The organism is Enterococcus sp. AZ109 (assembly GCF_051714625.1).
GTDB lineage: Bacteria > Bacillota > Bacilli > Lactobacillales > Enterococcaceae > Enterococcus_A.
In genome coordinates, this window is sequence record NZ_JBIOSF010000001.1 from 804,384 (window position 1) to 828,350 (window position 23,967).

Below are 23,967 nucleotides of genomic sequence, written 5' to 3' on the forward strand. Positions count from 1 at the left end.
ATTAGAAATATAGTAAAGACCTAAGTTGATTTATTTTCACGGCAAATGTTAAAAGTGAAATAGAATCCGACTGAAATTATCAGACTGATTAACGCAACCATATAACTTGGTTCAATAGAAAGGAGTAATGCTCGTAAATAAAAGTCGACATCACTCATCCCAGATTGAGATAGTCCAGTCGGTCCAATAATAATACGAGGCAACATGAAGAAAATGGTCGTAAACATAATTTGCAAAGAAATAATAGCGACGCAAACAAGCGGATGCTTGCGAGAAAATTCAAAAACAACCATTGTGATCAATAAAAGAAAATATAAAATCGTTAACGTTCCAAAATTTTTAGCCACTAGAATGCCAGTGCCATTGACTGGCCTAAAGATATCCACTTCTTGAACAGTTGAACTGAACCATTGGAGTGGGGAAACAACAAATGGTACTAACCAAAATAGCAAATAAAGACGTGATAATTTCTTTTTCATTGGGCATACTTCCTTCTATCTAAAGAATTTTGGTACTGTTTGAATTTTCTCACAAATTACTTACGTTTTCTTGATAACTAGCTAAATTATTTTTCATTAATGGGCAAAAAAGAAGCAAGCTCATTGAATCTAGCGACTAAAGGTCATAAAATAGCTAAACAAGCTAACTGAGGAGAAATTTTATGGATAAAAATTATTTACAAAAACTTCCTTTTTTTTATTTTCTGCTACCCTACATCCATTTGTCTTTGATGATCGATTATTACCTACATTCGCTAATGGGAATTATTGGTTCGATCCTGATTACTGCTCTATTAGGTTTTTATGCTCGCAGAACATATCAAGTACCGCTATTAATCATGAGTAATGGTATAAATATTATCCTTTCTTATTTACTTACTAGAATTCAAGGATCACTCCTACTACCTTATCTTGGCTATTCTTCTTATCTTGCTTTACCTCTGCTTGTGTTACTCTTTTTATCAGCCCAAATCGTTGGCCTTTTCTGGGGCGGTTTTTTCATAGAACGTTAGATTAGTCTCCTATTAAATGAAAATTTTAATTACTAGATGTATGCAAAAGAAGACCTTCCCACAGAATGAGAAGGTCTTCGAAACGTAGTATAACGTTTTTTGCTGTGTCTTATTCGCCAGCGTTTGTGTCTTTGAGACCGTATTTTTTGTTGAAACGGTCGACACGTCCATCGGCTTGAGTAAATTTTTGACGTCCAGTGTAGAACGGATGAGAGTCAGAAGTAACTTCGACACGGATCAATGGATAAGTGTTTCCGTCTTCCCATTCAACTGTTTCTTGAGAGTTCTTAGTAGAACCTGACAAGAATTTAAAACCAGTTGTTGAATCCATAAATACGACTGGATGATAATTTGGATGAATTTCTTGTTTCATAGTTTTTTTCGCTCCTTTGCCCTGAAACATTTGCTGAATCAGAGTTTGTTTGCAATACGCAACAGGTATATACTATCATGAAAGATTCATGAATGCAATTATCTTTTTAGATTTTTTCGCGGAGTTCGACTACCGAAAGAAACATCTTTAAAGGCATCGAAAAAGGCTTGATTGTTTCTTGTCTTCTTCAAGAAGGTAATAAACTGATTCGTGTATTCCAACGAGTCACCCACCATATTTTTGCGAATCTTCCATATTTCTTCTAGTTTTTCTGGTGCCATTAACAACTCTTCTTTACGAGTACCTGATTTTTTAATATCGATCGCAGGGAAAATCCGGCGCTCCGATAAATCGCGAGAAAGTTGTAGCTCCAAGTTCCCCGTACCCTTGAATTCTTCGTAAATGACATCGTCCATACGGCTGCCAGTATCAACTAAAGCTGTAGCTAAAATAGTTAAGCTGCCGCCTTCTTCAATATTACGAGCGGCTCCAAAGAATTTTTTAGGTTTGTATAAAGCCGCAGGATCAATCCCACCGCTTAGTGTCCGTCCGCTTGGTGGTACAACTAAATTGTATGCCCGTGCAAGTCGAGTGATACTATCCATTAAGATTACAACATCACGCTTATCCTCAACCAAGCGCATTGCCCGTTCCAAAACTAATTCTGAAACTCGTGTATGATTTTGCGGTTGCTGATCAAACGTTGAATACACAACATCCCCTTTGACACTGCGTTCAAGGTCAGTGACTTCTTCAGGTCTTTCATCCACCAATAGAACAATCAATTCTACCTCGGGATAATTATCTGTAATTCCGTTTGCGATTTCCTTAATAATAGAAGTTTTTCCGGCCTTTGGAGGTGCTACAATCAAACCACGTTGGCCAAAACCGACAGGAGAAAAGATATCGATCATCCGCGTTGATAAACGGCCAGGAGTTGTTTCTAAAACCATTTGTTTCTCTGGATACAAGGCAGTTAATGCTGGAAAATGCGGACGCTCTTTCGCATCTTCTGGATCTTTGCCATTTACACTTTCCACATGCATTAAACCATAATAACGTTCTGATTCTTTCGGTGGACGCGCCTTACCTGCCACCATATCACCATTTCGCAAACCAAAACGGCGAATTTGAGAGGAGGATATATAGATGTCTTCTGCACTTGGTCCATAATTAATCGGACGCAAGAACCCGTAGCCATCTTGTCCGACAATGTCTAAGACACCCTCCATATAAAAGAAACCTTGCTTTTCTGCTTGCGCTCGTATCACCGCCAGAGCAAGCTCTTTTTTGTTCATTTGGCTGTAGTATGGAATCTTGAAGTCCCGCGCATAAGTATAAATTTCCTTCAGCGTTTTGTTCTCAAGTTCAGCCATTGTTAAATAATCGCTCATGCTTTTTCCTCTTCCTCAATCATTTCAATTGTTGCGCCCAATGCGGTTAGCTTTTCAATAATATGATCGTATCCCCGCAAAATGTACTCGACATTGTAGATAGTCGTAGTTCCTTCAGCCATCAATCCAGCAATTACCAAGCAAGCACCTGCACGTAGATCAGACGCCACAACCTCAGCACCATGCAATTTGCTTGGTCCGCTTAGTACAATCATATTGCCTTCAACCTTTGCGTTAGCACCCATTCTCACGAGTTCTGGGATATGGTTAATCCGTTTGGAATAGATCGTATCCATAATTTCAGCGGTGCCGTTTGCTGTTAGAAGTAACGGTGTAATTGGTTGCTGCAAATCTGTCGCAAAACCTGGATAAGGAGAGGTTGTAATATCCACGGCCTTTAAGTTTTCTGAAGGTAATACTTCAATGCTGTCTTCAGAAATGTTCATTTTCACGCCCATTTCTTCTAATTTAGCAATAAAGCTTTCGATATGCTCATAGATTACGTTGTTAATCGTAATACCTTGTCCCAAAGAAGCGGCCAATGATAGATAGGTGCCTGCTTCGATCCGGTCAGGAATAATTGAATGGACACAGCCATGCAACTCGTCTACGCCTTCAATTCGAATTTCATCTGTACCTGCTCCACGAATCTTTGCACCCATATTGTTTAATAAAGTAGCCACATCAATAATTTCTGGTTCCCGAGCAGCATTTTCAATAATGGTTTTACCTTTGGCTTTGACTGCTGCTAACATTACATTAATTGTAGCACCAATTGAAACGACATCCATAAAGATACGATCGCCTCTTAAGCCATCTTCTTCTGTACGCAGATAGATAACCCCATGTTCATTTGAAACGTCGGCACCTAAGCTTTCAAATCCTTTAATATGCAAATCAATCGGACGCGGACCTAAAAAACAGCCGCCTGGCAGACCAACGACAGCTTCCCCAAACTTGCCTAATAGAGCTCCCATGAAATAGTAAGAAGCACGCAAGGAATTAATTTTCCCGCTAGGCATTGGAATTGACACAATTTTACTAGGATCAATTTCCATACGATTGTCTTCAAATTTTACTTTTGCCCCCATGATCTCCAAAATCTCAATCAATGAATGGACATCTTGTATGTCTGGTACCCCTTCTAAAACAACGGGAGAATCCGCCATGATTGCTGCTGGGATTAATGCAACTGCGCTATTCTTAGCACCACTGATAGTTATTTCACCTTGTAGCGGCTTGCCGCCTTTAATTTCAATTTTTTTCATTTATATTCACCTATTAAGTTATTTACACTTTACATGTAGACCAACTTTCATTCTAGCACATATTCCTTCAGTAAAAAAGTCAGTATCACAAATTCATACTCTTATGTAACAAAATGCGACTTATCAAATTACTTTTTTAGATAAAACCGAGATTATTGATCCATACGGTTAACAAAAAAGCGGTCCACCACCAGATTTCATTAAGCTGTGTCAGTTAGCCTACTTGAAAACCCTCAGACAAAAAATCTGAGGGTCCCTATTCAATGAAAATTATTCCACTTTATAATAAACATACGACTCTTGGACTGCTGTCGGATTGTTTTGGGTGCCCAAGGCAACGATTTTTTCGTTTTCATTGTAACCGCCTTGTATATCACCCATTATTCCTTTTGGTAAGAAGGAAATATATAGGGCTGCACCTGGAAGTTCACTTCTAAAAGAAAGAATTCCATTTAAGTTGCTAATTACCAATTGTTGATCATACTCTGCAATCATATTATCGTGACCGATATACGGAACCATGTTAGGCGTCCCATCCGCAGAATCCCATTCAGGGACCGTTAATTTTAGGCCTGAAATTGTTGCAGGATTTTGAAGTGCAGTAATATCGCTAAATTCCATTGTCTGATTTCCTACAACAATTGTTTGTCCCAGCCCGTTCTGCCAAGTCCCACTAATACTTGTAAAATTTCCTACAGCGATTTCATTAAGGTTCATGCTTAACTGTGCTTTGGGCTGCTCAGCTGGTTCAGTGGACTCATTAGTTTTTGCAGACTCAGAGGAGATCGTTTGATTTTCTGCAGTGTTTGAGCTATTCCTTTGAAAAACTTGTAAATAGCTGTTGTTACTGGTTCTGATAGCGATTCTATCTTTTGACGAATCAATCGCCTCAGGCACATCCTCGCCCCAACCAGACATTACAACACCTTTCGGATAAAAGTAAAGATTCCAGGCAATCGCACCCTCGCTAGTATCCGCCATTAAACAGCCCGCTTCTTCAGAAAAAGTTAGTGTCTTGTCTTCTCCGTCATTTAAGGTATTTCCTTGCATTGTCATAGAACCATTGGAGAGTTGATCTTTCGAAATCAAAAGCTGTGTTTGTTGACTTGGTACCCAAACATTTCCGTTCCCATCATGGCGATTTAAGGATATTGCTACTTCTTCCCATTCCCCCAATAAACTTGAATAGTCGCCATTTTGAATCCTAGTCAAATCCATTGTCTCAGATTCTGTATCATCAGAGCGCTTAGTCTCTTTTTTACGTTCAGCTGAAGATGTTTCAGTAGTGACATTTGTATTAGATGCGGAATTATCAACCTCAGTGTTATCTGGATTATTACACCCACTAATAACACCTAAAGAAACCAACAAACAACTTACTATAAAAACTTTTTTCATACTTTTCATATAAGCCTCCCTAAACCAAATTTTTACTCCTTAGCTAACCAACAACCATTTTTAATTCTTTATTGAAAACATTCCTTATACCTTATATATTAATACAAATTTGTCCCTTAATCCATTTTTTATAAAAAATCCAACAATCAAAAAGTACAACTTAAGAACACAATTTTTCTAATATAGTCTTTGCTAAATTGTGATACTTTTTCACTTTGAGAAAGTCTTCGCAAATCTGCTCAACTTTGGCTAGCTACTCCTCAAGTTTCTTCAATTTTTCTTAGCGTTGAAAGCCTCGATTCAGGAAATCGAACACCACTTGCATTACTTTAATAGACTTTATAATGATGAAAACTTATCTTTTCCACAATATAAAAAAGGACTACCACTATTGGCAGCCCTTGATTAGCTATACTTAACTAGTTGATTAACCTTTGTTTGCTGAACCGAACCAGTCAATGTGTTCTTCAGCATCTTTAACGATTGCTGCAACACCTGGTGCTAACAATTTACGAGGGTCAAATCCTTTTCCTTCTTTATCTTTGCCAGCTTCGATATATTCACGAGTCGCTTTAGCAAATGACAATTGGAATTCAGTATTTACGTTTACTTTAGAAACACCCATTGAAATAGCCTTTTGGATTTGTTCTTGAGGAATACCAGATCCACCATGTAAGACTAATGGTACATCAGAACCTACAGCATCAGCAATTGCTTGTAAGTGGTCGAATGCTAGACCTTTCCAGTTTTCAGGGTATACGCCATGAATATTACCGATACCACATGCAAGGTAGTCGATACCAGTGCCAACCATTTGTACACATTCGTCAATGTCAGCTAATTCGCCAGCACCGATGATTCCATCTTCTTCTCCACCAATTGAACCTACTTCACATTCAACTGAAACGCCTTTAGCGTGAGCTTTTTCTACAACGTCTTTAGCTAATTTCAAGTTTTCTTCAAATGGTAAATGAGAACCATCAAACATAACTGAAGTGTAGCCAACTTCGATACATTCTAAAGCTGCTTCGTAAGAACCATGGTCTAAATGGATTGCAACTGGAACAGTGATGTTCATAGATTCTACTAAGTTGCAGACAATATCTTTAGCAACTTTGTAGCCGCCCATGTATTTAGCAGCGCCCATTGAAGTTTGGATTAGAACGGGTGCTTTTTTCGCTTCAGCCGCGCGCAAGATTGCTTGCGTCCACTCTAAGTTATTTGTGTTAAATCCGCCGACTGCGTAACCGCCTTGACGTGCAGCTTTTAAAAATTCAGCTCCTGATACTACTGGCATAAAAAATTCCTCCTAAGTATTCTTTTTGGCTAAGACATCGTCTTAACTAACGACTTAATTTTAACAAAGATTGCCCCACATTGCTACTACTATCCATCTTTAAAAGCCTTTACATTCAAGAATTCTTACGACTTTGCCTTTTTTTAGTAGAAAAGACTGAAATAGCCATCGCTATTTCAGTCTAATCCTTACTTTTCTTCTTTGTTTTTTAATGACGCTCCCACAAACGCTTTGATCAATGGTTGTGGACGATTTGGACGAGAAATTAATTCAGGGTGGAATTGGCAACCCACAAAGAATTTCTTCTCTGGCAATTCCACGATTTCTACCAAACGATTGTCTGGTGAAACCCCTGAGAATACCATGCCGTTGTCTTCAAACAATTGACGGTAACCGTTGTTGAATTCATAGCGATGGCGATGACGTTCCTGAATCACTTCTACGTTGTCATACGCAGCTGCTGTCTTAGTACCTTTTTTCAATTTGCAAGGATACAAGCCTAAGCGCAGTGTACCACCCAGATTCTCAATATTTTCTTGATCAGCCATTAAATCGATAATGTTGTTTGGCGTATCTGGAACTGTTTCAGCAGAATTCGCATCTGCTAAACCAGCAACATTACGGCCAAATTCAACACAAGCCATTTGCATACCTAAACAAATACCAAGGAAAGGAATATCATTTTCGCGAGCATAACGAATTGCTTCGATTTTCCCTTCTATTCCACGATCACCAAAACCACCAGGTACTAAAATACCATCAGCATCACTTAATTGTTCTTCAACATTTTCTTTCGTTAACTCTTGTGATTTAATCCAGTTGATTTCAATATCTGAATCAAAAGCAAAACCAGAATGTTTCAACGCTTCTACTACTGAGATATACGCATCTGGCAATTCAACATATTTACCAACTAGTGCAATTTTAGTTTTCTTCTTCAAGTTTAGTACTTTTTCTTCCAACGCACGCCATTCAGACATATCCGCTTCTGGCGCTTCAAGTTTCAAGTGATCCAATACAAATTGATCCATGCCTTGCGCTTGTAGTGCCAAAGGAATTGAATACAATGTTTCTACGTCACGAGATTCGATCACTGCTTCTGGTGCCACGTCACAAAATTGTGCCAGCTTATTTTTTGTTCCTTGAGAAACAGGTAATTCAGTCCGCACAACTAAGATATTCGGCTGAATCCCTAAACCACGTAATTCTTTTACGCTGTGTTGCGTGGGTTTAGTTTTCATTTCACCAGCAGCCTTCAAGTAAGGAATCAACGTAGTGTGAATATACATTACATTATCGGCTCCCACATCTGCCTTCATTTGGCGCAAAGCTTCTAAAAATGGTAAAGATTCGATATCTCCTACCGTTCCGCCGACTTCAGTGATAATTACATCTGAATCTGTCATACTTGCTGCCCGCATAATTTTCGATTTGATTTCGTTGGTAATATGCGGAATTACTTGAACCGTTGCACCTAAGTATTCGCCTTTGCGTTCTTTACGAATAACTTCTGAATAGATTTTTCCTGTCGTTACGTTGGAGTATTGATTCAAATTGATATCAATGAAACGTTCATAGTGTCCCAAGTCCAAATCAGTTTCCGCACCATCATCGGTAACAAAAACCTCCCCATGTTGGTATGGACTCATCGTACCTGGGTCTACGTTGATGTAAGGATCAAATTTTTGAATCGTTACTTTTAACCCACGGTTCTTCAACAAGCGACCAAGTGAAGCTGCTACGATCCCTTTACCGATAGAAGAAACAACGCCGCCAGTTACAAAAATATACTTTGTCATAAATGAAAAAACTCCTTCATTGTAGTTTGCAGGAAAAGCCTAGAAAATAAAGAAAAGCTCCCTATCCAAATGAATAGGGAGCGAAAATTTACTAAACTTCTGACCCCTCTTAAAAGGGTGCCCAAGCAGTATAATACCCACTCTGACAGCAAAAGTCAACACCTTAAAAGACTTGCTAAAGAATTTCTTATTTAAACAAACGATTCCAAAAGCCAGATTTCTCTTTTGGTTTCTCACTTTCAGCATTTTTTTGCAAATCAGGGTATTTTTTTTTAACATCGATCTCTGGTATATTGACCGCATAATCAGCTACCACCAACAAGCCAATTTTCGAATCATTATCAGCCACTGCATCGTTTACAATGGTAAAATCTATATTATGCTTTGTAGCGATACTCATATATCGCTGCTGTAAGGAAGTGGATATTGCCCCATTAATCAATAATCGTGCAGTTGGTTCTTTCTGTATTTCCATTAACAAGCCCGCTTCATTATCTTTGTCTCGCATTTCTTTAATGGTCATGCTTAATAAACAACGCTCGCGAAAAGTTCCCAAATACTCTTTTTGTTCATCCGGATTGATTTTCGGTGACCCATAGCGCCCCGCATCTAAATGCTTTTGTAAGTTGTCCTGTGCCATTTTTTCACTTCCTCATTTTTTCTTCGTATACTCAGTATAGCAAAAAGTTTGCCTTCTTAGAAAAAATTTGCTATAGTTCTAAGAAATAGAACAAATGCGTGTCGCCGGACACAAGAGTATTTTACCTGCACTTAGGCCATTGTGGTGCAGTTAAGATGCTCTTTTTTTGTTTGTCGGCAGAATACTCACGTGCTATTAGGAGGAAGAAATATGTTTGCCATTTTAAGTATGACCTTTGTTACCAGTGCTTTAGATAGCTTAAATCCTGTTGCAATTGCGCAACAGCTGTCTTTTCAAGCCCTAAGCAAAAAGAAAAAGGATATTCGTAGCTTTATTGTCGGAATTGGTTTGACTAACTTTTTAGCTGGCCTACTTTTTTACCAAGGAATCAATCAGCTATTCCTAAGATTTTATCAGCAATTTGTTCAGCAATTTCCGCTGTTTTTACCTAGTGCAGCTATTTTAGCTGCTCTTGCTATTCTTTACTTTGTTTTCAGGAAAAAAGAGAGCGAGAAGCAAGAAGAGAAGAAAGTGACCAATTTGAACAGCACAAAATTGTTCTTCTTAGGAGTCTTAGCTTGTATCTTAGAATTAACCAGTGCACTTCCTTACTTTGCTTTCTTAGGCTTGCTTGTGTCTTACCAGCTACCTTTTACCGCGGTTGCCTTACTACTAGCTGTTTATAACCTAATTTATGTAGCACCATTATTGCTGATTTATATTTTTTCGATTTACTTCGAAGACAAACTGACGATTTTCTATACTAAATTTAACCAATTAATCCACTGGGTTTTAAAATATTTAATGCCCCCATTGTTAGTGTTGATCGCTGGAGCGCTGTCGCTATATGGAATTCATGCTTTTACAATCTAAACAAAATCAAGTTTTGAACATAGATACTAGTTGCCATGCTGTATAAACTTTCTACTAACGTTATTTCCCATTTCCACAAAAAAAGACTTGCGTATCTAAATAGATACGCAAGCCTAAAACTTGTAGTTATCAATAAATATTATTTACCGATAAATGGGTTGTTTTTTAAGTTGTAGAAAGATTTGATTCCTTGGTATTCAGCTACATCGCCAAGTTGGTCTTCGATACGTAGTAATTGATTGTATTTTGCAATACGGTCAGTACGTGAAAGAGAACCAGTTTTGATTTGGCCAGCGTTAGTTGCAACTGCGATGTCAGAGATTGTTGAATCTTCTGTTTCACCAGAACGGTGAGATACAACTGCAGTGTAGCTAGCTTTTTTAGCCATTTCGATTGCATCGAAAGTTTCAGTCAAAGTACCGATTTGGTTAACTTTGATAAGGATTGAGTTGCCAACGCCTTTTTCGATACCTTCAGCTAATTTTTCAGTGTTTGTAACGAACAAGTCGTCACCAACTAATTGAACTTTGTCGCCTAAAACTTCAGTTAATTTCTTAGTACCATCCCAGTCGTTTTCGTCTAGGCCATCTTCGATTGAGATGATTGGGTATTTAGAAACTAATTCTTCGTAGAATGCGATCATTTCGTCAGTTGTTTTTTCGCCTTCGCCTGAATCAGCTAAAACGTAAACACCTTTTTCTTTGTCGTAGAATTCTGAAGAAGCAGCATCCATAGCAAGAACGATGTCTTTACCAGGTACATAGCCAGCTTTTTCGATTGCTTCGATAATTACTTCAAAGCCTTCTTCGTTAGAACCAAGGTTAGGAGCGAATCCGCCTTCGTCACCAACAGATGTAGCCAAGCCTTTTGATTTCAAGATTGAAGCCAAAGCGTGGAATACTTCTGCGCCGTAACGTAGCGCTTCTTTAAATGTAGGTGCGCCTACAGGCATGATCATGAACTCTTGGAAATCAATAGAGTTGTCAGCATGTGAGCCACCGTTGATGATATTCATCATAGGAGTAGGCAAAACTTTTGTGTTGAAGCCGCCAAGGTAGTTGTACAATGGCACTTCTAGGTAATCAGCAGCTGCGCGAGCAACGGCGATAGATACACCAAGAATTGCGTTGGCACCTAATTTACCTTTGTTAGGTGTGCCGTCTAATTCGATCATTGCATGGTCGATAGCCGCTTGGTCGCGAACATCGTATCCAATGATAGCTTCAGCGATGATGTTGTTTACGTTGTCAACAGCTTTAGTAACACCTTTGCCGCCGTAACGAGCTTTGTCGCCATCACGTAATTCAACAGCTTCGTATTCACCAGTTGAAGCACCTGAAGGAACCATTCCACGGCCGAATGCGCCGCTTTCTGTGTAAACTTCTACTTCGATTGTTGGGTTACCACGTGAGTCTAGGACTTCGCGAGCGTAAACATCTGAAATAATTGACATGTTTTGTCTCTCCTTTGAGTTTTGTTTTATTAATAGGGTATTAAACCCTCATAACCAATATTAGTCAAAAATGACCTTAGTTGCAATCAAAATTGTCTTAAATGACGAATTTATTTTGCACCTTCAAGTAAAGCTAAGAAAGAATCAGGTTTTAAGCTGGCTCCGCCAACTAAAGCACCATCAACATTTTCTTTCGCCATGTATTCAGCAATGTTTTCAGGTTTCACTGAACCGCCGTATTGAATACGAACTGCTTCAGAAACTTCTTTACCATAAATGCCTTCAACAGTTGAACGAACAACGCCGCAAATTTCGTCAGCGATTTGTGCATCGGCTGATTTACCAGTTCCGATTGCCCAGATCGGTTCGTAAGCAATAACCATGCTTGATACTTGTTCAGCTGTTAAGCCGTCCAAGCCAGCTTTGATTTGGCCTTCGATCCATTCCGCTGTTTTGTTTGCTTCGTAAGTTTCCAAAGATTCGCCGCAGCAAAGGATTGGAAGCATGCCATTAGCAAAGATTGCTTTAGCTTTTTTGTTGATTTCTTCGTCTGTTTCGTGGAAGTATTCACGACGTTCTGAATGGCCGATGATTACATATTCCACACCAAGATCAGCTAAGGCAGCTGGAGATGTTTCACCAGTGAAAGCACCAGCATTTTCCCAGTAGCAGTTTTGTGCAGAAATCTTCAATTCAGTTCCTTTAGCAGCTTCAACTAATTCTTGCAAGAACAAAGCAGGTGATCCAATCACTGAATCCACTTGATCGTTTGCAGGAATTTTGTTTTTCACTGCTTCAGCAAAGTCTTTTGCTTCAGAGGCAGTCAGGTTCATTTTCCAGTTTCCGGCGATAATAGGTTTACGCATGTAATGTAGCACTCCTTTTCGTATTAAAATACTAATTCTCTGCCAGGAACAAAGCGACTAAGCCGCCTCATTCCCCACAAAAATAATTATTTGTCGTTGATTGCAGCTAGTCCAGGTAATTCTTTACCTTCTAACAATTCAAGACTTGCACCGCCACCAGTTGAAATGTGGGTGAATTTGTCAGCAAAACCTAATTGTTCTGCTGCCGCTGCAGAGTCGCCGCCGCCGATGATAGTAGTTGCGCCTTCTAAGTTCGCAATTGCTTCGCAAACACCGATTGTTCCGCGAGCAAAGTTGCTCATTTCGAATACGCCCATTGGTCCATTCCATACAACTGTTTTCGCGCCTTTTAAGGTTTCAGCGAATAAAGCAATGGATTCAGGTCCAATGTCAAGACCCATTTGGCCTTCAGGAACAGCGCCTTCGTGTTCTTCAGTTGGTACATCGTTAGAGAACTCAGTTGCGGTAATTGAATCAACAGGTAAAACTAATTTGTCACCAGCTGCTTCGATTAATTCTTTCGCTAATTCAACTTTGTCAGCTTCAACTAGAGAGTTTCCGATTTCCATACCTTTAGCTTTGTAGAAGGTATAAGTCATGCCGCCGCCGATCAAGATTTTGTCAGCTTTAGGAATCAAGTTTTTGATTACGCCGATTTTATCAGAAACTTTCGCTCCACCCAAAATTGCGATCATAGGACGTTTTGGTTCTTCAACCGCTTCGCCAATAAATTTGATTTCTTTTTCCATTAAGAAGCCAGCAACAGTAGGAATACCTGTTGAAGCAATCCCAACGTTTGAAGCATGAGCACGGTGAGCAGTACCAAATGCATCGTTAACAAATACGTCGCCCAAAGAAGCCCAATATTTGCCAAGGTCAGCGTCATTGCCGCTTTCTTTTTTACCGTCGATATCTTCAAAACGAGTGTTTTCGAAGACAACTATATCGCCATCTTTCATGTTGCTGATAGCCGCTTCCAAATCAGCGCCGCGCGTTTCAGGCACAAAAGTTACTTCTTTACCTAACAATTCGCCTAAACGTTTAGCAACTGGTGCTAAAGATTTGCCAGCTTTATCTTCTTCAGTTTTCACACGTCCAAGGTGAGAGAACAAGATTGCTTTCCCGCCGTTGTCAATTACGTAGTTAATAGTAGGCAGTGCTGCTTTGATACGAGTATCATCGCCGATCACGCCATCTTTCAAAGGAACATTAAAGTCTACCCGTACTAGGACTTTTTTATCTTTTAAATCAATATCTTTGACAGTCATTTTTGCCATGAAAGAAGACCTCCCAATATTTTTTTGACACCTGTATAGTATATACCTCTTTGCTTAGAAAGGGTAATGATAGCCTGTGAGAAAGGCTGTAAAGTTAATTTATAAAGTTCCATGCCTATTAAAAAAACGGAGAAGCGCGTTGCTTCCCCGCCTTTTTCAGACAATGTTTAGATCTTATAAGCTAGCAAAGTATGCTAAAGTACGAACTAATTGTGCAGTGTATGACATTTCATTATCGTACCAAGCAACAGTTTTAACTAATTGTTTGTCGCCAACAGTCATAACTTTCGTTTGAGTAGCATCAAATAATGAACCGTAAGTCATACCAACGATATCAGAAGAAACGATTTCGTCTGTGTTGTAACCGTAAGATTCGTTAGCTGCTGCTTCCATAGCTGCATTGATTTCATCAGCAGTTACTTGTGTGTCAAGAACTGTTACTAATTCAGTTAATGAACCAGTTGCAACAGGAACACGCTGAGCAGCGCCATCTAATTTGCCATTTAATTCAGGAATTACTACACCGATTGCTTTAGCCGCACCAGTTGAGTTAGGTACGATGTTCGCTGCAGCTGCACGTGCACGACGGAAGTCACCTTTAGGATGAGGTCCATCAAGAGTCATTTGGTCACCTGTGTAAGCATGGATAGTTGTCATGATTCCTTCAATGATACCAAATTTGTCATTCAATGTTTTAGCCATAGGAGCTAAACAGTTAGTTGTACATGAAGCACCTGAGATAACTGTTTCTTTACCAGTTAAGATCTCATGGTTAGTGTTGTAAACGATTGTTGGAACGTCGCTTCCACCAGGAGCAGTAATGATAACGCGTTTAGCGCCACCTTTTAAGTGTAATTCAGCTTTTTCTTTAGAAGTGAAGAATCCAGTACTTTCAAGAACGATATCTACGCCTAGATCGCCCCAAGGGATTTCTTCAGGGTTACGATGTGAAGTAACTTTCACTTCTTTACCGTTAACGTCAAATGATCCTTCGTGAACTTCAACTGTTCCATCGAAGCGGCCTTGAGTTGTATCATATTTTAACAAGTGAGCTAACATTTTAGCATCTGTTAAATCGTTGATCGCAACTACTTCTAGTCCCTCTACATTTTGAATACGACGGAAAGCTAAGCGCCCAATACGTCCAAATCCGTTAATTCCAACTTTTACTGTCATTTAAAAATTCCTCCTTATGGAATTAGAAAAATATTTATTTTAAAGGGGTCTCCCTTTTAAAATCTCTTTTGCTGCAGCTTCATCAGTGATGAACCACGTTTGTTTTGGTGCATTTTTCATGTAAGCCATAATTGCTTTGGCTTTCGATTTTCCTCCAGCAACCGCTAAAACAATTGGAATCTTCTGTACATCCTCCAACGTCAATCCGATGCGGGAAGCACGAAAGACGATCTGACCACTTTCGTCAAAAAAATAGCCAAAAGATTCTGCTACTGCTTTATGTTGTCTTAGAGAAACAATCTCTTCTTCCAGCATTTTACGCCTGCCTGCCATATGCAATGCTCGTCCTATACTATGAACAATACAGTTCGCTTGTTTGATTGTTGCAAGAACATCCATAATAGATGGTTCCTTCAACAATGTATGATAGGCTTCTTGACTTAGCTGTTCTGGTACATACAATACTCGGTGATTGCCTTTTGCATTAGCAGCCATAACGGCACTAACTGAATTAGCTTGGATGGAAACAGATTCCCCAATTCCTCCTCGTGCAGGCACAAACAAATTCTTGCGATTGTTTGTCTCAAGCGGCGTAATATGCTTAGCAATCTCAGCCATTGTCGTACCGCCCATAACCGCAATAACATTTCTGCCATCAGGTAGTCGGCGATGTAAGGCTTCATTAACGAGTTCCCCAAAATCTCCAATTACTTTCGGCTGTTCATCACTATCTCCAGAGACGATGAGACACCGATCAATGTTAAACATGGAAGCTAAATGCTTTTCCAATTGATCCATTCCGGTAAATTGATCCATTAGCAGATCAAGTTGCTGCAAGATTTCTTTCCCGCGTTCAGTTAACGACATGCCGCTTTTAGTTGTTTCGATTAGACGTTGATCTCTTAAGAAATCTGTTTCACCTCGCAACACACGTTCTGTCAAACTTAATGAATCCGCAAGATTTCTGCGCCCAATTGGCTGCATCCAGAAGATATTTTGCATGACACGATATCTTCGCTTTACCGTATTTAACACATCAGGGGCAATTGCTTCAAGAACTCTGATTTCTGATAACAAAGGGTTCCCTCCATTGGACTCCTTAAGTCCCTCATAGACTTTTAGCGACCCATGAATAGTAAAAAAAAGTAAGTTCTAAAGTTGATTTCTTCAATCTCAAAAACCTTACAATACAAATACTACCAGTTTTCCGCCTAACAAGCAAGGGAAAAGCCAAGATTTTTTTCTTGGCTTAGTCAAATCGTCTTCTTTTTGATGAACTGGCAATCCCTAATGCTTCGCGGTACTTAGCCACCGTCCTTCGGGACACTTTTTGCCCATTCGTTTTCAGCATATCCGCTATTTTTTGATCGGATAGCGGTTTGTTTTTATTTTCTTCGTCAATAAATTTTTTTATTAACTGTTTCACTTCATCCGCTGATGTATCCTCGTCACTAATTTTGTTGACAAAGAAACTTCTTAACTCAAAAACACCAAAATCAGTTTCAATATACTTGCCATTGACAGCACGACTAATTGTAGACTCGTGAACTTCAAGTTCTTTAGCAATATCTTTTAGCATTAGTGGTTTCAATGCTCCTTTTTTATCTAAAAAGAACGGTCTTTGATATTTTACAATAAGTTTGCCCACTTCCAAGATCGTATCTTTTCTTTGCCCAATGGTCCGTTTTAACCACTCATACTGCTGGAATTTTTCCTTTAAGTACTCTTTTGTCTCCGCATCCGCCTGCTGTTCTAAGCGCATAAAGTAGCTTTCATTGAAGTTCAGCTTCAGCTGACCTCTTTTATTAGAAAGAACCTCCAACTGATCTTCTTTGCGAATTAAACTCAAGTCTGGAATAATAAAATCTGGGACACTTTCACCAAAGCCAGCACCAGGAAATGGATTTAACGAACGAATATAGTCAATGATTTCTTGTACCTGTACCATCGTTAAATTATATTCTTTACCGATTTGTTCAAAACGATGATTGGCGATCTTGTCGAAGGCCTCCTCCAAAAGCAAATAAGCTAAATCTGGTGCATAGTCGTCTCGCTCAGTCTGCAACATCAAGCATTCTTGCAAATCTCTAGCTCCAACACCGGGAGGATCCAGCTGTTGCAATAGTGTCAAAGCATCCAGGAGCTGAATATCAGTCGCACCCATCTCTAACTTAATTTCATCTTCATCTATCTTCAAATAACCATTAATATCAACATATTCTACCAATACCAACATGAGCTTGCGCAAAAAGGTATCCCGATAATTTAGGTGAATTTGATTAATCAGATATTCAAATAGCGACTCATGCTGGTCAGGAATTTGCCCAATAAAATCCGTTTTTTCTGTACGATTTCCCATCATGGTCAGATCACTGCGGATTTTTGGCGCCACAACTTCAATCAGTGGATTCTCTAAAGAAACTGTCTCAACATAGTCCCGCAGCTCTTCAGTATTGTATTGCAGCATTTGAATGGCTTGTTGAAGTTTTTGTGTCATGGCCAGCTTTTGTGTCTGTTGTTGCGCTTGCGAATAACCTTGTTGAAACTTCATAATAATTTCCCCTTGTAATTTTTAGATAATATGCTAAACTAATAATCGTTGCTGCGCCCTTAGTGTAGTGGATATCACGTAAGATTCCGGTTCTTGAGACGGGGGTTCGATTCCCTCAGGGCGCGTCTTGTAAGCAGTTTTAAGTATACATTAGATTTGGCAATTTTACAAAATGCTGTTTTAAAGCAGTTAGGCATCTTAGTTCTCAAAAAATTATTTGAGGTCTAGGATGCCCTTTTTTGTATTTTCCACAAAAAAAAGAGCAGGCAATTTAAGCCTACTCTTCATCTTCATCGTCATCTTCAAAATCATCATCATCAATTACGCTTAGATCATCTTCGATTCCACCTGGAACAACTTCTTCATCATCCGTGTTCTCATCAGCACCAATCTCTTGCAGATCAGAGTTGTATGCTGCGATTTCATCATCGTCGTCATCGTCGTCAACAATGTCTTCATCATCATCTTCGTCGATTAGATCCGTATCCTCTGGGTCGTCATCATTGTAATCGATCGCATCGTCATCACCATTAATAAAGGCATTAACTCTTTTACGTTTTTTACGACGCGGTGTTTCTTCATCTTCTTCATCTAATCCATGATTTACTTCTTCATCTATTGAGTCGATAGCGTACCATGAACGCAATCCCCAACGATTATCTCCAAGTGAAATGAAGCTTCCATCAATATTTAGATCGGTATAAAATTGGGCTAATGCATCACGAATCTCGCTGTCTGACTTGCCAAGATATGTTTGGATTTGATTCACTAAATCAGAAAAATCCATTACCTCGCCGCGTTCTTCCAGGATTGCGTGTGCCACTTCAATCATTGATAATTCATCTTTAATTAAACCATCAAAAACACTAAGTTCCAAGTATGACACGTCCTTTCAAAGTCTACTCCTTATCATACAAAATCACTGACTAAAAAGCAAACCTTTCTTTATTTAAGTAGTAAATTCTAAGACTAAATTATAATCTCCTACTTTTTCACCATGCATTGCAAGGGAGTAATCGATTGTAATAATACCTGAAAATGGTCGGTCTTTTAAACTGACATGTAGTTTGTGGGTATCTGTAGTAATCACGAACATTCCATAAGGTGTTTTGTAGCTGGTTTCAATTTCCTCACGATAACCGAATTTCATCCGCAAGCGCATATCACCTGAGCGAATCAATTGTACATGAGAGTCAGGTGTGATTTTCATAGTTACAGGCACCTCACTACCGTCTGGTTGCTCTTCCTTATAGCGAATGTATAAGGTACTACCCATTTTAACTACTTGTCCTGACAAGTCAAACACGAATTCCTCGATTTCATTATTTTGGATCACTTTCGTTTGCAATTTTATCTTGGCTGGAGTTCCTCCATTAATATTCACTGAGTCTCGCCCCTTTCACCCCTATTTTTCATGGTTTTAATTTTTTTGTCAACTACTTACTTTATTTAGTTGCTTGGACTACGCGAAACCAACTTTTTTGTTTATACTATTACTAGATATTGTTTGAAAGGAAGATTTGATGAAAACTGCCATGCTTTTTGACCAAGGAATGATTCCCCACAAGGATCACTTTAGTCCATTTGCGCTAACTGATATATTAACAACTTATGCTGGCGAAGAGAATCAGCCGATTATCCATTTTTGGCAGCTATCTCAAACGCTTATTTTAGGGATGAAGGACAGTCGAGTGACCTACTTAAAGCAGGGTCTCCAAGCTATTCGAGAGGCCAACTATTCCCCCTTGCTACGCAACGCCGGGGGACTGGGAGTGGTAAGTGACTCGGGTATTTTAAATATCTCTTTAATTCTACCAAAGCAATCTATCCATCCTTTATCAATTGACGATGGGTATCAAAAAATGTTAGATTGGCTGAATCGTACCAGCTATGCTCAGGCAAATATTACTGCTGGCGAAGTAGTCGATTCTTATTGCCCAGGGAAATTTGATCTTTCTATTAACAATAAAAAAATCGCCGGAATCGCCCAACGTCGAGTAAAAGAAGGCGTTGCAATTATGATGTACCTCAGTGTTTCAGGCAATCAAAACTATCGCGGAGAGCTCGTCCGTTCATTTTACCAAGCTGGCTTAGAAGAAGCGTTCGGAACATTGGGTTATCCTGCAGTAAATCCTACGAGTATGACCACTCTTTCTGATGCCTTCGATAAAATTTTATCAATTGCTGAAGTTAAGGAAGAGTTGTTACAAAATATCCCTTTTACTAACGAAACCGACCGTTTATCAGAGTTTTACACAACAGAGGAATACCAGCAACGGCTAAAAAATATGTACCAGCGCAATATTGGTATTCAGGAGGATTTCTATGACTAGCTATAAACATCAATTATTACCCATGGAAAAAGTATTTCGCGACCCAGTACATAATTATATCCACGTACAACATCGGGTTATTTTGGATTTAATAAATTCACGTGAGGTTCAGCGTCTACGTCGGATTAAACAACTGGGAACTTCATCTTATACCTTTCACGGAGCTGAACACAGTCGTTTTTCCCATTCACTAGGAGTTTATGAGATAACCCGACGGATCTGTGATATTTTTAAACGAAATTATCCGATTGAAAAACTAGGTGACGATGGTTGGGATGATTCCCACCGTTTGGTTGCACTTTGTGCCGCTTTACTCCACGATATCGGACATGGGCCATATTCCCATACCTTTGAGCACATTTTCCATACAGACCACGAAGCACTGACCGTTGCCATCATTACTTCACCAGAAACTGAGGTCTTTCAAATCTTGAACAATGTGGAGGAAGGCTTTCCCGAAAAAGTCGCCAGCGTTATCACAAAAAAATACAGCAACCCGCAAGTAGTCCAGATGATTTCCAGCCAAATTGATGCCGACCGAATGGATTACTTATTGCGTGATGCCTACTATACCGGCACCGAGTACGGGACATTCGATTTAACACGTATTTTACGGGTCATTCGCCCTTATAAGGGAGGGATTGCTTTTTCCATGAATGGAATGCATGCGGTGGAAGACTATATTGTCAGTCGTTACCAAATGTACGTACAGGTATACTTCCATAGCGTTTCACGTGGGATGGAAGTAATCTTGGAGCATTTGTTAGATCGAGCCCATGAATTAAGCCAAGAAGATCCCGAAATCTTCGCCTATCATTCACAATTATTGCTACCGTTCTTAAACCAAGCTTTTACATTAGAAGACTATCTAAAACTAGATGATGGCGTTTTGAATACCTATTTCGCTCAATGGATTGATGAAAAAGATGTTATCCTTAGTGACCTAGCCCAGCGTTTTCTAAATCGCAAACCGTTAAAGTCAGTGGCTGTTGATTCCTCAGACAATCCGCTACTTATAAAAATGCGAGAACTGGTTGAAAAAGTTGGATTCAACGCAAACTATTACACTGCCATAAATTCCAGCTACGATCTTCCATATGATTTTTATCGACCAGAAATGGGACGGCATCGGACACAAATTGAGATTATACAATCTGATGGCACATTAGTTGAATTATCACAAGCGAGTCAGCTGGTTGCAGCTTTAGCTGGGCAAGGACAAGGTGATGCCCGCTTTTATTTTCCTAAAGAAATGACTCAAATCAATCCAGATAATGCGAATTTATTCGATGATGACTACACAGAATTTTCCAATTATATTCGCAACGGCAAACTGATAAATATGGAACGCTAGTACAAATTGTACTAGTGTTCTTTCTGCTTGTCTAAATAATCTAAAGCTAATTCGTTTAAAAAATGAGTCACTTTGGAAGGATATGCAGCATGAAAAAAAAAGTCGTGCGTAGCTAACTCTTCTACTGACAGCTTTCCTCTAATAATGATTGAAAAAAGATCGGCAAAGCAACTAATATCTACTTCACTCGCTGCCTGAATGCCTAGAATTTCATGAGTATCCTCACGCACAAAAATTACGACATACAAGTTAGAACGGTTTTCATCCGGCAGGCAGTAGACACCACTGCATTTATCAATATTGTAGAAAGTAAAACGCTCATTTCGTTTTTGTGCCCCACTTCGAACAACCGTTAGACCAAACGCTGCAAATACATTCGTTTTCGTGCTTTCAAAGGTTAGCTCGTTTTTTCCTCCTATATGATTAGCGACTACTAATGCAGTGCGTACAGAGTTATTAATCAATGGCATGTAAAATTTTTCTTTGATTGGCATTAGCTTCAGTCTTAATAAATCTCCTAATACATAAAGTGATTCTACTGCTTGAAATCCTTGATTGACAATGCTGCTTCCATCAATGTCTAAGGCTATAACACCTTCTAACATTCTATGATTTGGTTCCAAGTTAGGAGCCTTGATAATCATATCGCTTTCAAAAGTTCCTTGATTGGTTTTTATGCAGGTACTGCTTTTGTCTTCTTGAATTGATTCAAAATCAATTCCTGTATACAGCTGAATATTTTCATTATAAAGTTTTTCCACGATAGCATCCGAAATAACCCTATCGACTGCCAATTCCAACAAATAATCAAATTTTTCTAGAATAGTAATTTCTAATCTGGGATTGAACTGTCTCAGTGCAGAGGCTAGTTCCACTCCTATAATTCCTCCTCCTAAAACGGCCACTGATGAAACGTCTTTTTGTAATTTATCGAAAGTCCGCTGAGCATCCGCTAATGTCTTAGTCTGATAGACAAGATTAGTTTCTCTTTCTAAAGATAAAGGGCGTTGAATTGAGCCGATTGCTACAATCAGTTGGTGATAGCGTATATCCATTTCATGTCCCTCTTTAAGAATAGTTACTTGCTTATTCACTGGGTCAACGAACGTGCACTCACTTGACAAATGTACCTCGATTTGGTTGCTTTTTAATTCTGATAGGTCATATAAGATGGCTTCTTCTAGTTTTTTTATATTTCCCTTGAGCAACTCATTTAATCCATTCGGTACGTAGCCGAGATATTTCTCTTTCTCAAAAATAACAATTCTTTGCTTTTTATCCAATCGTCTGAGTTCTAGCGCTGCTTGAACCCCTGCAAAAGATCCGCCAATAATCACAATCATTGCTCATATCCTCCCGTCTCGTGTGCCAATTTTTCCAGGATTTCTTTTAAAGCGGAAATGTCATATTCGTTGCCTATTTCAGAAATCACATAATAGTTCTCTACTAATTCATCCTTTTCTAGTTTATGATCACTAATAACTAAATTATAAAATTTCCCTGAGACATAGTCTTCAAATTCCACTGGATAATTACTATTCAGCGCTTCAATTAGAAGTAATTTGTTCGCCCTATTACTGACACGATTAAAGGAAAATGATAAGCCGACAACGATCTCTCGGACATTTCTCCTGGATATCAATAATAAAATATCCATATAAACACCGAACAGAACATACTCCGGAATCAGTGCCTTCCGATATTTTTTTGCAAATTTCTGAACTCTTTTAGCCATTTCTTCGGCATGAGGCTGATAAAAATCCATTTCAGGAATTCCTTCTCCTGCTGTAGCTGCGTGCTCGTAGTATTCCTCAAACCAACCTGAATACATAAAAACATTAAAGTGGATGCGAAAAAGGAAAATAGTAATCTCTAACCATAACCCAGGATTCTTTTTTTGACTAAAGAATTCATGTTCATTTAAATAATCAAAAATAATATCATTCATTTGAATGATCGGTGTTTGTTCCTGAAAGTTTTTCTCGTATATATAGTAGCTCACATCATCAGTTGCTGAAAAAATATTAATGTTGCACAAAAAAAAGTAGAAACTCTTTAATTCAAATGTCTCAATCGTGATCGCATAACGCTCAGTATAAATTGCTAAGGCTTCCTTTACTTGCCTTAATACAACTGGGGAGATCGTTTTTTCTTCTTCTTCAGAAATTAGAATTTGAAATTGCTCCTGCTTTTTTCGTCGCCTGCTAAAAATTTCTAAATAAAGAGCAATTTTTCGTTGAATATCTTCTGGGAAACGTTTTTGAAAGGTAGACTCTAAATGTTCAATTACCATGCGCCGCATAGAAAGTTCAATATCAGACGTAATTCGAGATTCTGTATACCACAACAATTGAAAATAGAAATAGCGAACCTGTAGCTCATCTCCTTGTACCTCTCCATTTTCAAGTGTTAACTTGAATTCAGCTAATATTTCGTTCAATTCTTTGATTTTTCTAAAGAAGGAAGCCCGGCTGATTTGAAATTTTTGAGTAAAATAAGTGATCTCTTTTTTTAAGCCATCTAAATGCTCCACCAATAGTTGATACTTGATTGACTCTTTTAACCGATCAATCACCAATTCATGAATGGTAAACTCTGGTGCCAATTTCAATGACAGCGATGGACCTTCGAAAAAAATACGCAACTTGCCATTTTGCGCTTCAAGAGAGGCATTAATTTCATCAAGGTATTTATACAAAGTTGGTAGAGAAACTTGGAATTCCTGCATAAGTTCCCCTTTCGTGCCTATTCCGCCGCTACGATAGAGATTACGAATAATTCTTATTTGCAAATCGTCAGAACGATCTAGTAAATGATGAATGTTCATTTTCTCCACCTCCTAAATTAAGGATAGATGAGAAAATAAAATATTACAAATTATGTGTACTTTTACAACTAACAAC

General features: G+C 38.8%; 22 protein-coding genes and 1 tRNA gene. 5 read left to right on the plus strand and 18 right to left on the minus strand.

Annotated elements, in window-relative coordinates; genetic code table 11:
• Positions 1-20: 20 nt before the first annotated feature.
• Positions 21-479: a hypothetical protein gene (locus IGI42_RS03880; RefSeq protein ID WP_438714383.1), complete on the minus strand. Its 459-nt coding sequence runs from the start codon at positions 477-479 to the stop codon at positions 21-23.
• A 182-nt stretch (positions 480-661) separates the two neighbouring features.
• On the opposite strand from IGI42_RS03880, the gene IGI42_RS03885 reads away from it, so the two are divergent.
• Positions 662-1,012 carry a hypothetical protein gene (locus tag IGI42_RS03885; RefSeq protein ID WP_438714384.1) on the plus strand — a complete coding sequence of 117 codons (351 nt, stop codon included), beginning with the start codon at positions 662-664 and terminating at the stop codon, positions 1,010-1,012.
• A 109-nt stretch (positions 1,013-1,121) separates the two neighbouring features.
• Here the strand turns inward: IGI42_RS03885 and IGI42_RS03890 are convergent, their stop codons facing one another.
• The 7 genes from IGI42_RS03890 to IGI42_RS03920 form a co-directional block, all read right to left on the minus strand.
• On the minus strand, positions 1,122-1,385 hold the full coding sequence (locus IGI42_RS03890; protein ID WP_438714385.1) for a type B 50S ribosomal protein L31: 264 nt from the start codon (positions 1,383-1,385) through the stop codon (positions 1,122-1,124).
• 98 nt (positions 1,386-1,483) lie between these two features.
• The gene (rho, locus tag IGI42_RS03895) at positions 1,484-2,779 is read right to left on the minus strand and encodes a transcription termination factor Rho (RefSeq protein WP_438714387.1); all 1,296 of its coding nucleotides are present in this window, start codon (positions 2,777-2,779) and stop codon (positions 1,484-1,486) included.
• Entirely contained in the window at positions 2,776-4,047 is a 1,272-nt protein-coding gene (locus IGI42_RS03900; protein ID WP_438714388.1) for a UDP-N-acetylglucosamine 1-carboxyvinyltransferase, read from the minus strand. Before IGI42_RS03900 ends, rho begins: the two co-directional genes overlap by 4 nt.
• 270 nt (positions 4,048-4,317) lie before the next feature.
• The gene (locus tag IGI42_RS03905) at positions 4,318-5,454 is read right to left on the minus strand and encodes a DUF6287 domain-containing protein (RefSeq protein WP_438714390.1); all 1,137 of its coding nucleotides are present in this window, start codon (positions 5,452-5,454) and stop codon (positions 4,318-4,320) included.
• A gap of 418 nt (positions 5,455-5,872) precedes the next feature.
• Positions 5,873-6,742: a class II fructose-bisphosphate aldolase gene (locus IGI42_RS03910; protein WP_438714391.1), complete on the minus strand. Its 870-nt coding sequence runs from the start codon at positions 6,740-6,742 to the stop codon at positions 5,873-5,875.
• Between the two features lie 188 nt (positions 6,743-6,930).
• Positions 6,931-8,541, minus strand: a complete 1,611-nt coding sequence (locus IGI42_RS03915; protein WP_438714392.1) for a CTP synthase — start codon at positions 8,539-8,541, stop codon at positions 6,931-6,933.
• Positions 8,542-8,728: 187 nt separating this feature from the next.
• Positions 8,729-9,181, minus strand: a complete 453-nt coding sequence (locus IGI42_RS03920; RefSeq protein WP_438714394.1) for a YueI family protein — start codon at positions 9,179-9,181, stop codon at positions 8,729-8,731.
• 210 nt (positions 9,182-9,391) lie between these two features.
• On the opposite strand from IGI42_RS03920, the gene IGI42_RS03925 reads away from it, so the two are divergent.
• A complete protein-coding gene (locus IGI42_RS03925; protein ID WP_438714395.1) occupies positions 9,392-10,054 on the plus strand; it encodes a GAP family protein in 663 nt (220 codons plus the stop codon).
• 139 nt (positions 10,055-10,193) lie between these two features.
• Here the strand turns inward: IGI42_RS03925 and eno are convergent, their stop codons facing one another.
• The 6 genes from eno to rpoN all read right to left on the minus strand — a co-directional run bounded on the left by eno (position 10,194) and on the right by rpoN (position 17,377).
• On the minus strand, positions 10,194-11,507 hold the full coding sequence (gene eno, locus IGI42_RS03930; RefSeq protein WP_438714396.1) for a phosphopyruvate hydratase: 1,314 nt from the start codon (positions 11,505-11,507) through the stop codon (positions 10,194-10,196).
• Between the two features lie 110 nt (positions 11,508-11,617).
• Positions 11,618-12,373 (minus strand): triose-phosphate isomerase, encoded by a 756-nt coding sequence (gene tpiA, locus IGI42_RS03935; RefSeq protein WP_438714397.1) that lies wholly within the window; start codon positions 12,371-12,373, stop codon positions 11,618-11,620.
• Between the two features lie 86 nt (positions 12,374-12,459).
• The gene (locus tag IGI42_RS03940) at positions 12,460-13,650 is read right to left on the minus strand and encodes a phosphoglycerate kinase (protein WP_438714398.1); all 1,191 of its coding nucleotides are present in this window, start codon (positions 13,648-13,650) and stop codon (positions 12,460-12,462) included.
• Between the two features lie 174 nt (positions 13,651-13,824).
• Positions 13,825-14,826 carry a type I glyceraldehyde-3-phosphate dehydrogenase gene (gap, locus tag IGI42_RS03945; RefSeq protein ID WP_438714399.1) on the minus strand — a complete coding sequence of 334 codons (1,002 nt, stop codon included), beginning with the start codon at positions 14,824-14,826 and terminating at the stop codon, positions 13,825-13,827.
• Between the two features lie 39 nt (positions 14,827-14,865).
• Positions 14,866-15,903, minus strand: coding sequence for a sugar-binding transcriptional regulator (locus IGI42_RS03950; protein WP_438714400.1), 1,038 nt, complete (start codon positions 15,901-15,903; stop codon positions 14,866-14,868).
• Between the two features lie 172 nt (positions 15,904-16,075).
• Complete coding sequence (gene rpoN / locus IGI42_RS03955) at positions 16,076-17,377, minus strand: RNA polymerase factor sigma-54 (RefSeq protein WP_438714402.1); 1,302 nt, start codon at positions 17,375-17,377, stop codon at positions 16,076-16,078.
• A 53-nt stretch (positions 17,378-17,430) separates the two neighbouring features.
• Here rpoN and IGI42_RS03960 point away from each other — a divergent pair.
• Positions 17,431-17,502 (plus strand) — tRNA-Arg (locus tag IGI42_RS03960).
• 152 nt (positions 17,503-17,654) lie between these two features.
• On the opposite strand, the gene rpoE is transcribed toward IGI42_RS03960, so the two are convergent.
• Positions 17,655-18,254, minus strand: coding sequence for a DNA-directed RNA polymerase subunit delta (rpoE, locus tag IGI42_RS03965; protein WP_438714404.1), 600 nt, complete (start codon positions 18,252-18,254; stop codon positions 17,655-17,657).
• A gap of 72 nt (positions 18,255-18,326) precedes the next feature.
• Positions 18,327-18,761, minus strand: coding sequence for a DUF1934 domain-containing protein (locus tag IGI42_RS03970; RefSeq protein WP_438714406.1), 435 nt, complete (start codon positions 18,759-18,761; stop codon positions 18,327-18,329).
• A 139-nt stretch (positions 18,762-18,900) separates the two neighbouring features.
• On the opposite strand from IGI42_RS03970, the gene IGI42_RS03975 reads away from it, so the two are divergent.
• Both IGI42_RS03975 and IGI42_RS03980 read left to right on the plus strand, forming a co-directional pair.
• Entirely contained in the window at positions 18,901-19,710 is an 810-nt protein-coding gene (locus tag IGI42_RS03975; RefSeq protein ID WP_438714408.1) for a lipoate--protein ligase family protein, read from the plus strand.
• A complete protein-coding gene (locus tag IGI42_RS03980; protein WP_438714409.1) occupies positions 19,703-21,064 on the plus strand; it encodes an HD domain-containing protein in 1,362 nt (453 codons plus the stop codon). The genes IGI42_RS03975 and IGI42_RS03980 overlap by 8 nt, the downstream gene beginning before the upstream one ends.
• An 11-nt stretch (positions 21,065-21,075) precedes the next feature.
• Here the strand turns inward: IGI42_RS03980 and IGI42_RS03985 are convergent, their stop codons facing one another.
• Entirely contained in the window at positions 21,076-22,407 is a 1,332-nt protein-coding gene (locus IGI42_RS03985) for an FAD-dependent oxidoreductase (protein ID WP_438714410.1), read from the minus strand.
• The gene (locus tag IGI42_RS03990; protein ID WP_438714412.1) at positions 22,404-23,891 is read right to left on the minus strand and encodes a helix-turn-helix domain-containing protein; all 1,488 of its coding nucleotides are present in this window, start codon (positions 23,889-23,891) and stop codon (positions 22,404-22,406) included. Before IGI42_RS03990 ends, IGI42_RS03985 begins: the two co-directional genes overlap by 4 nt.
• Positions 23,892-23,967 lie beyond the last annotated feature (76 nt).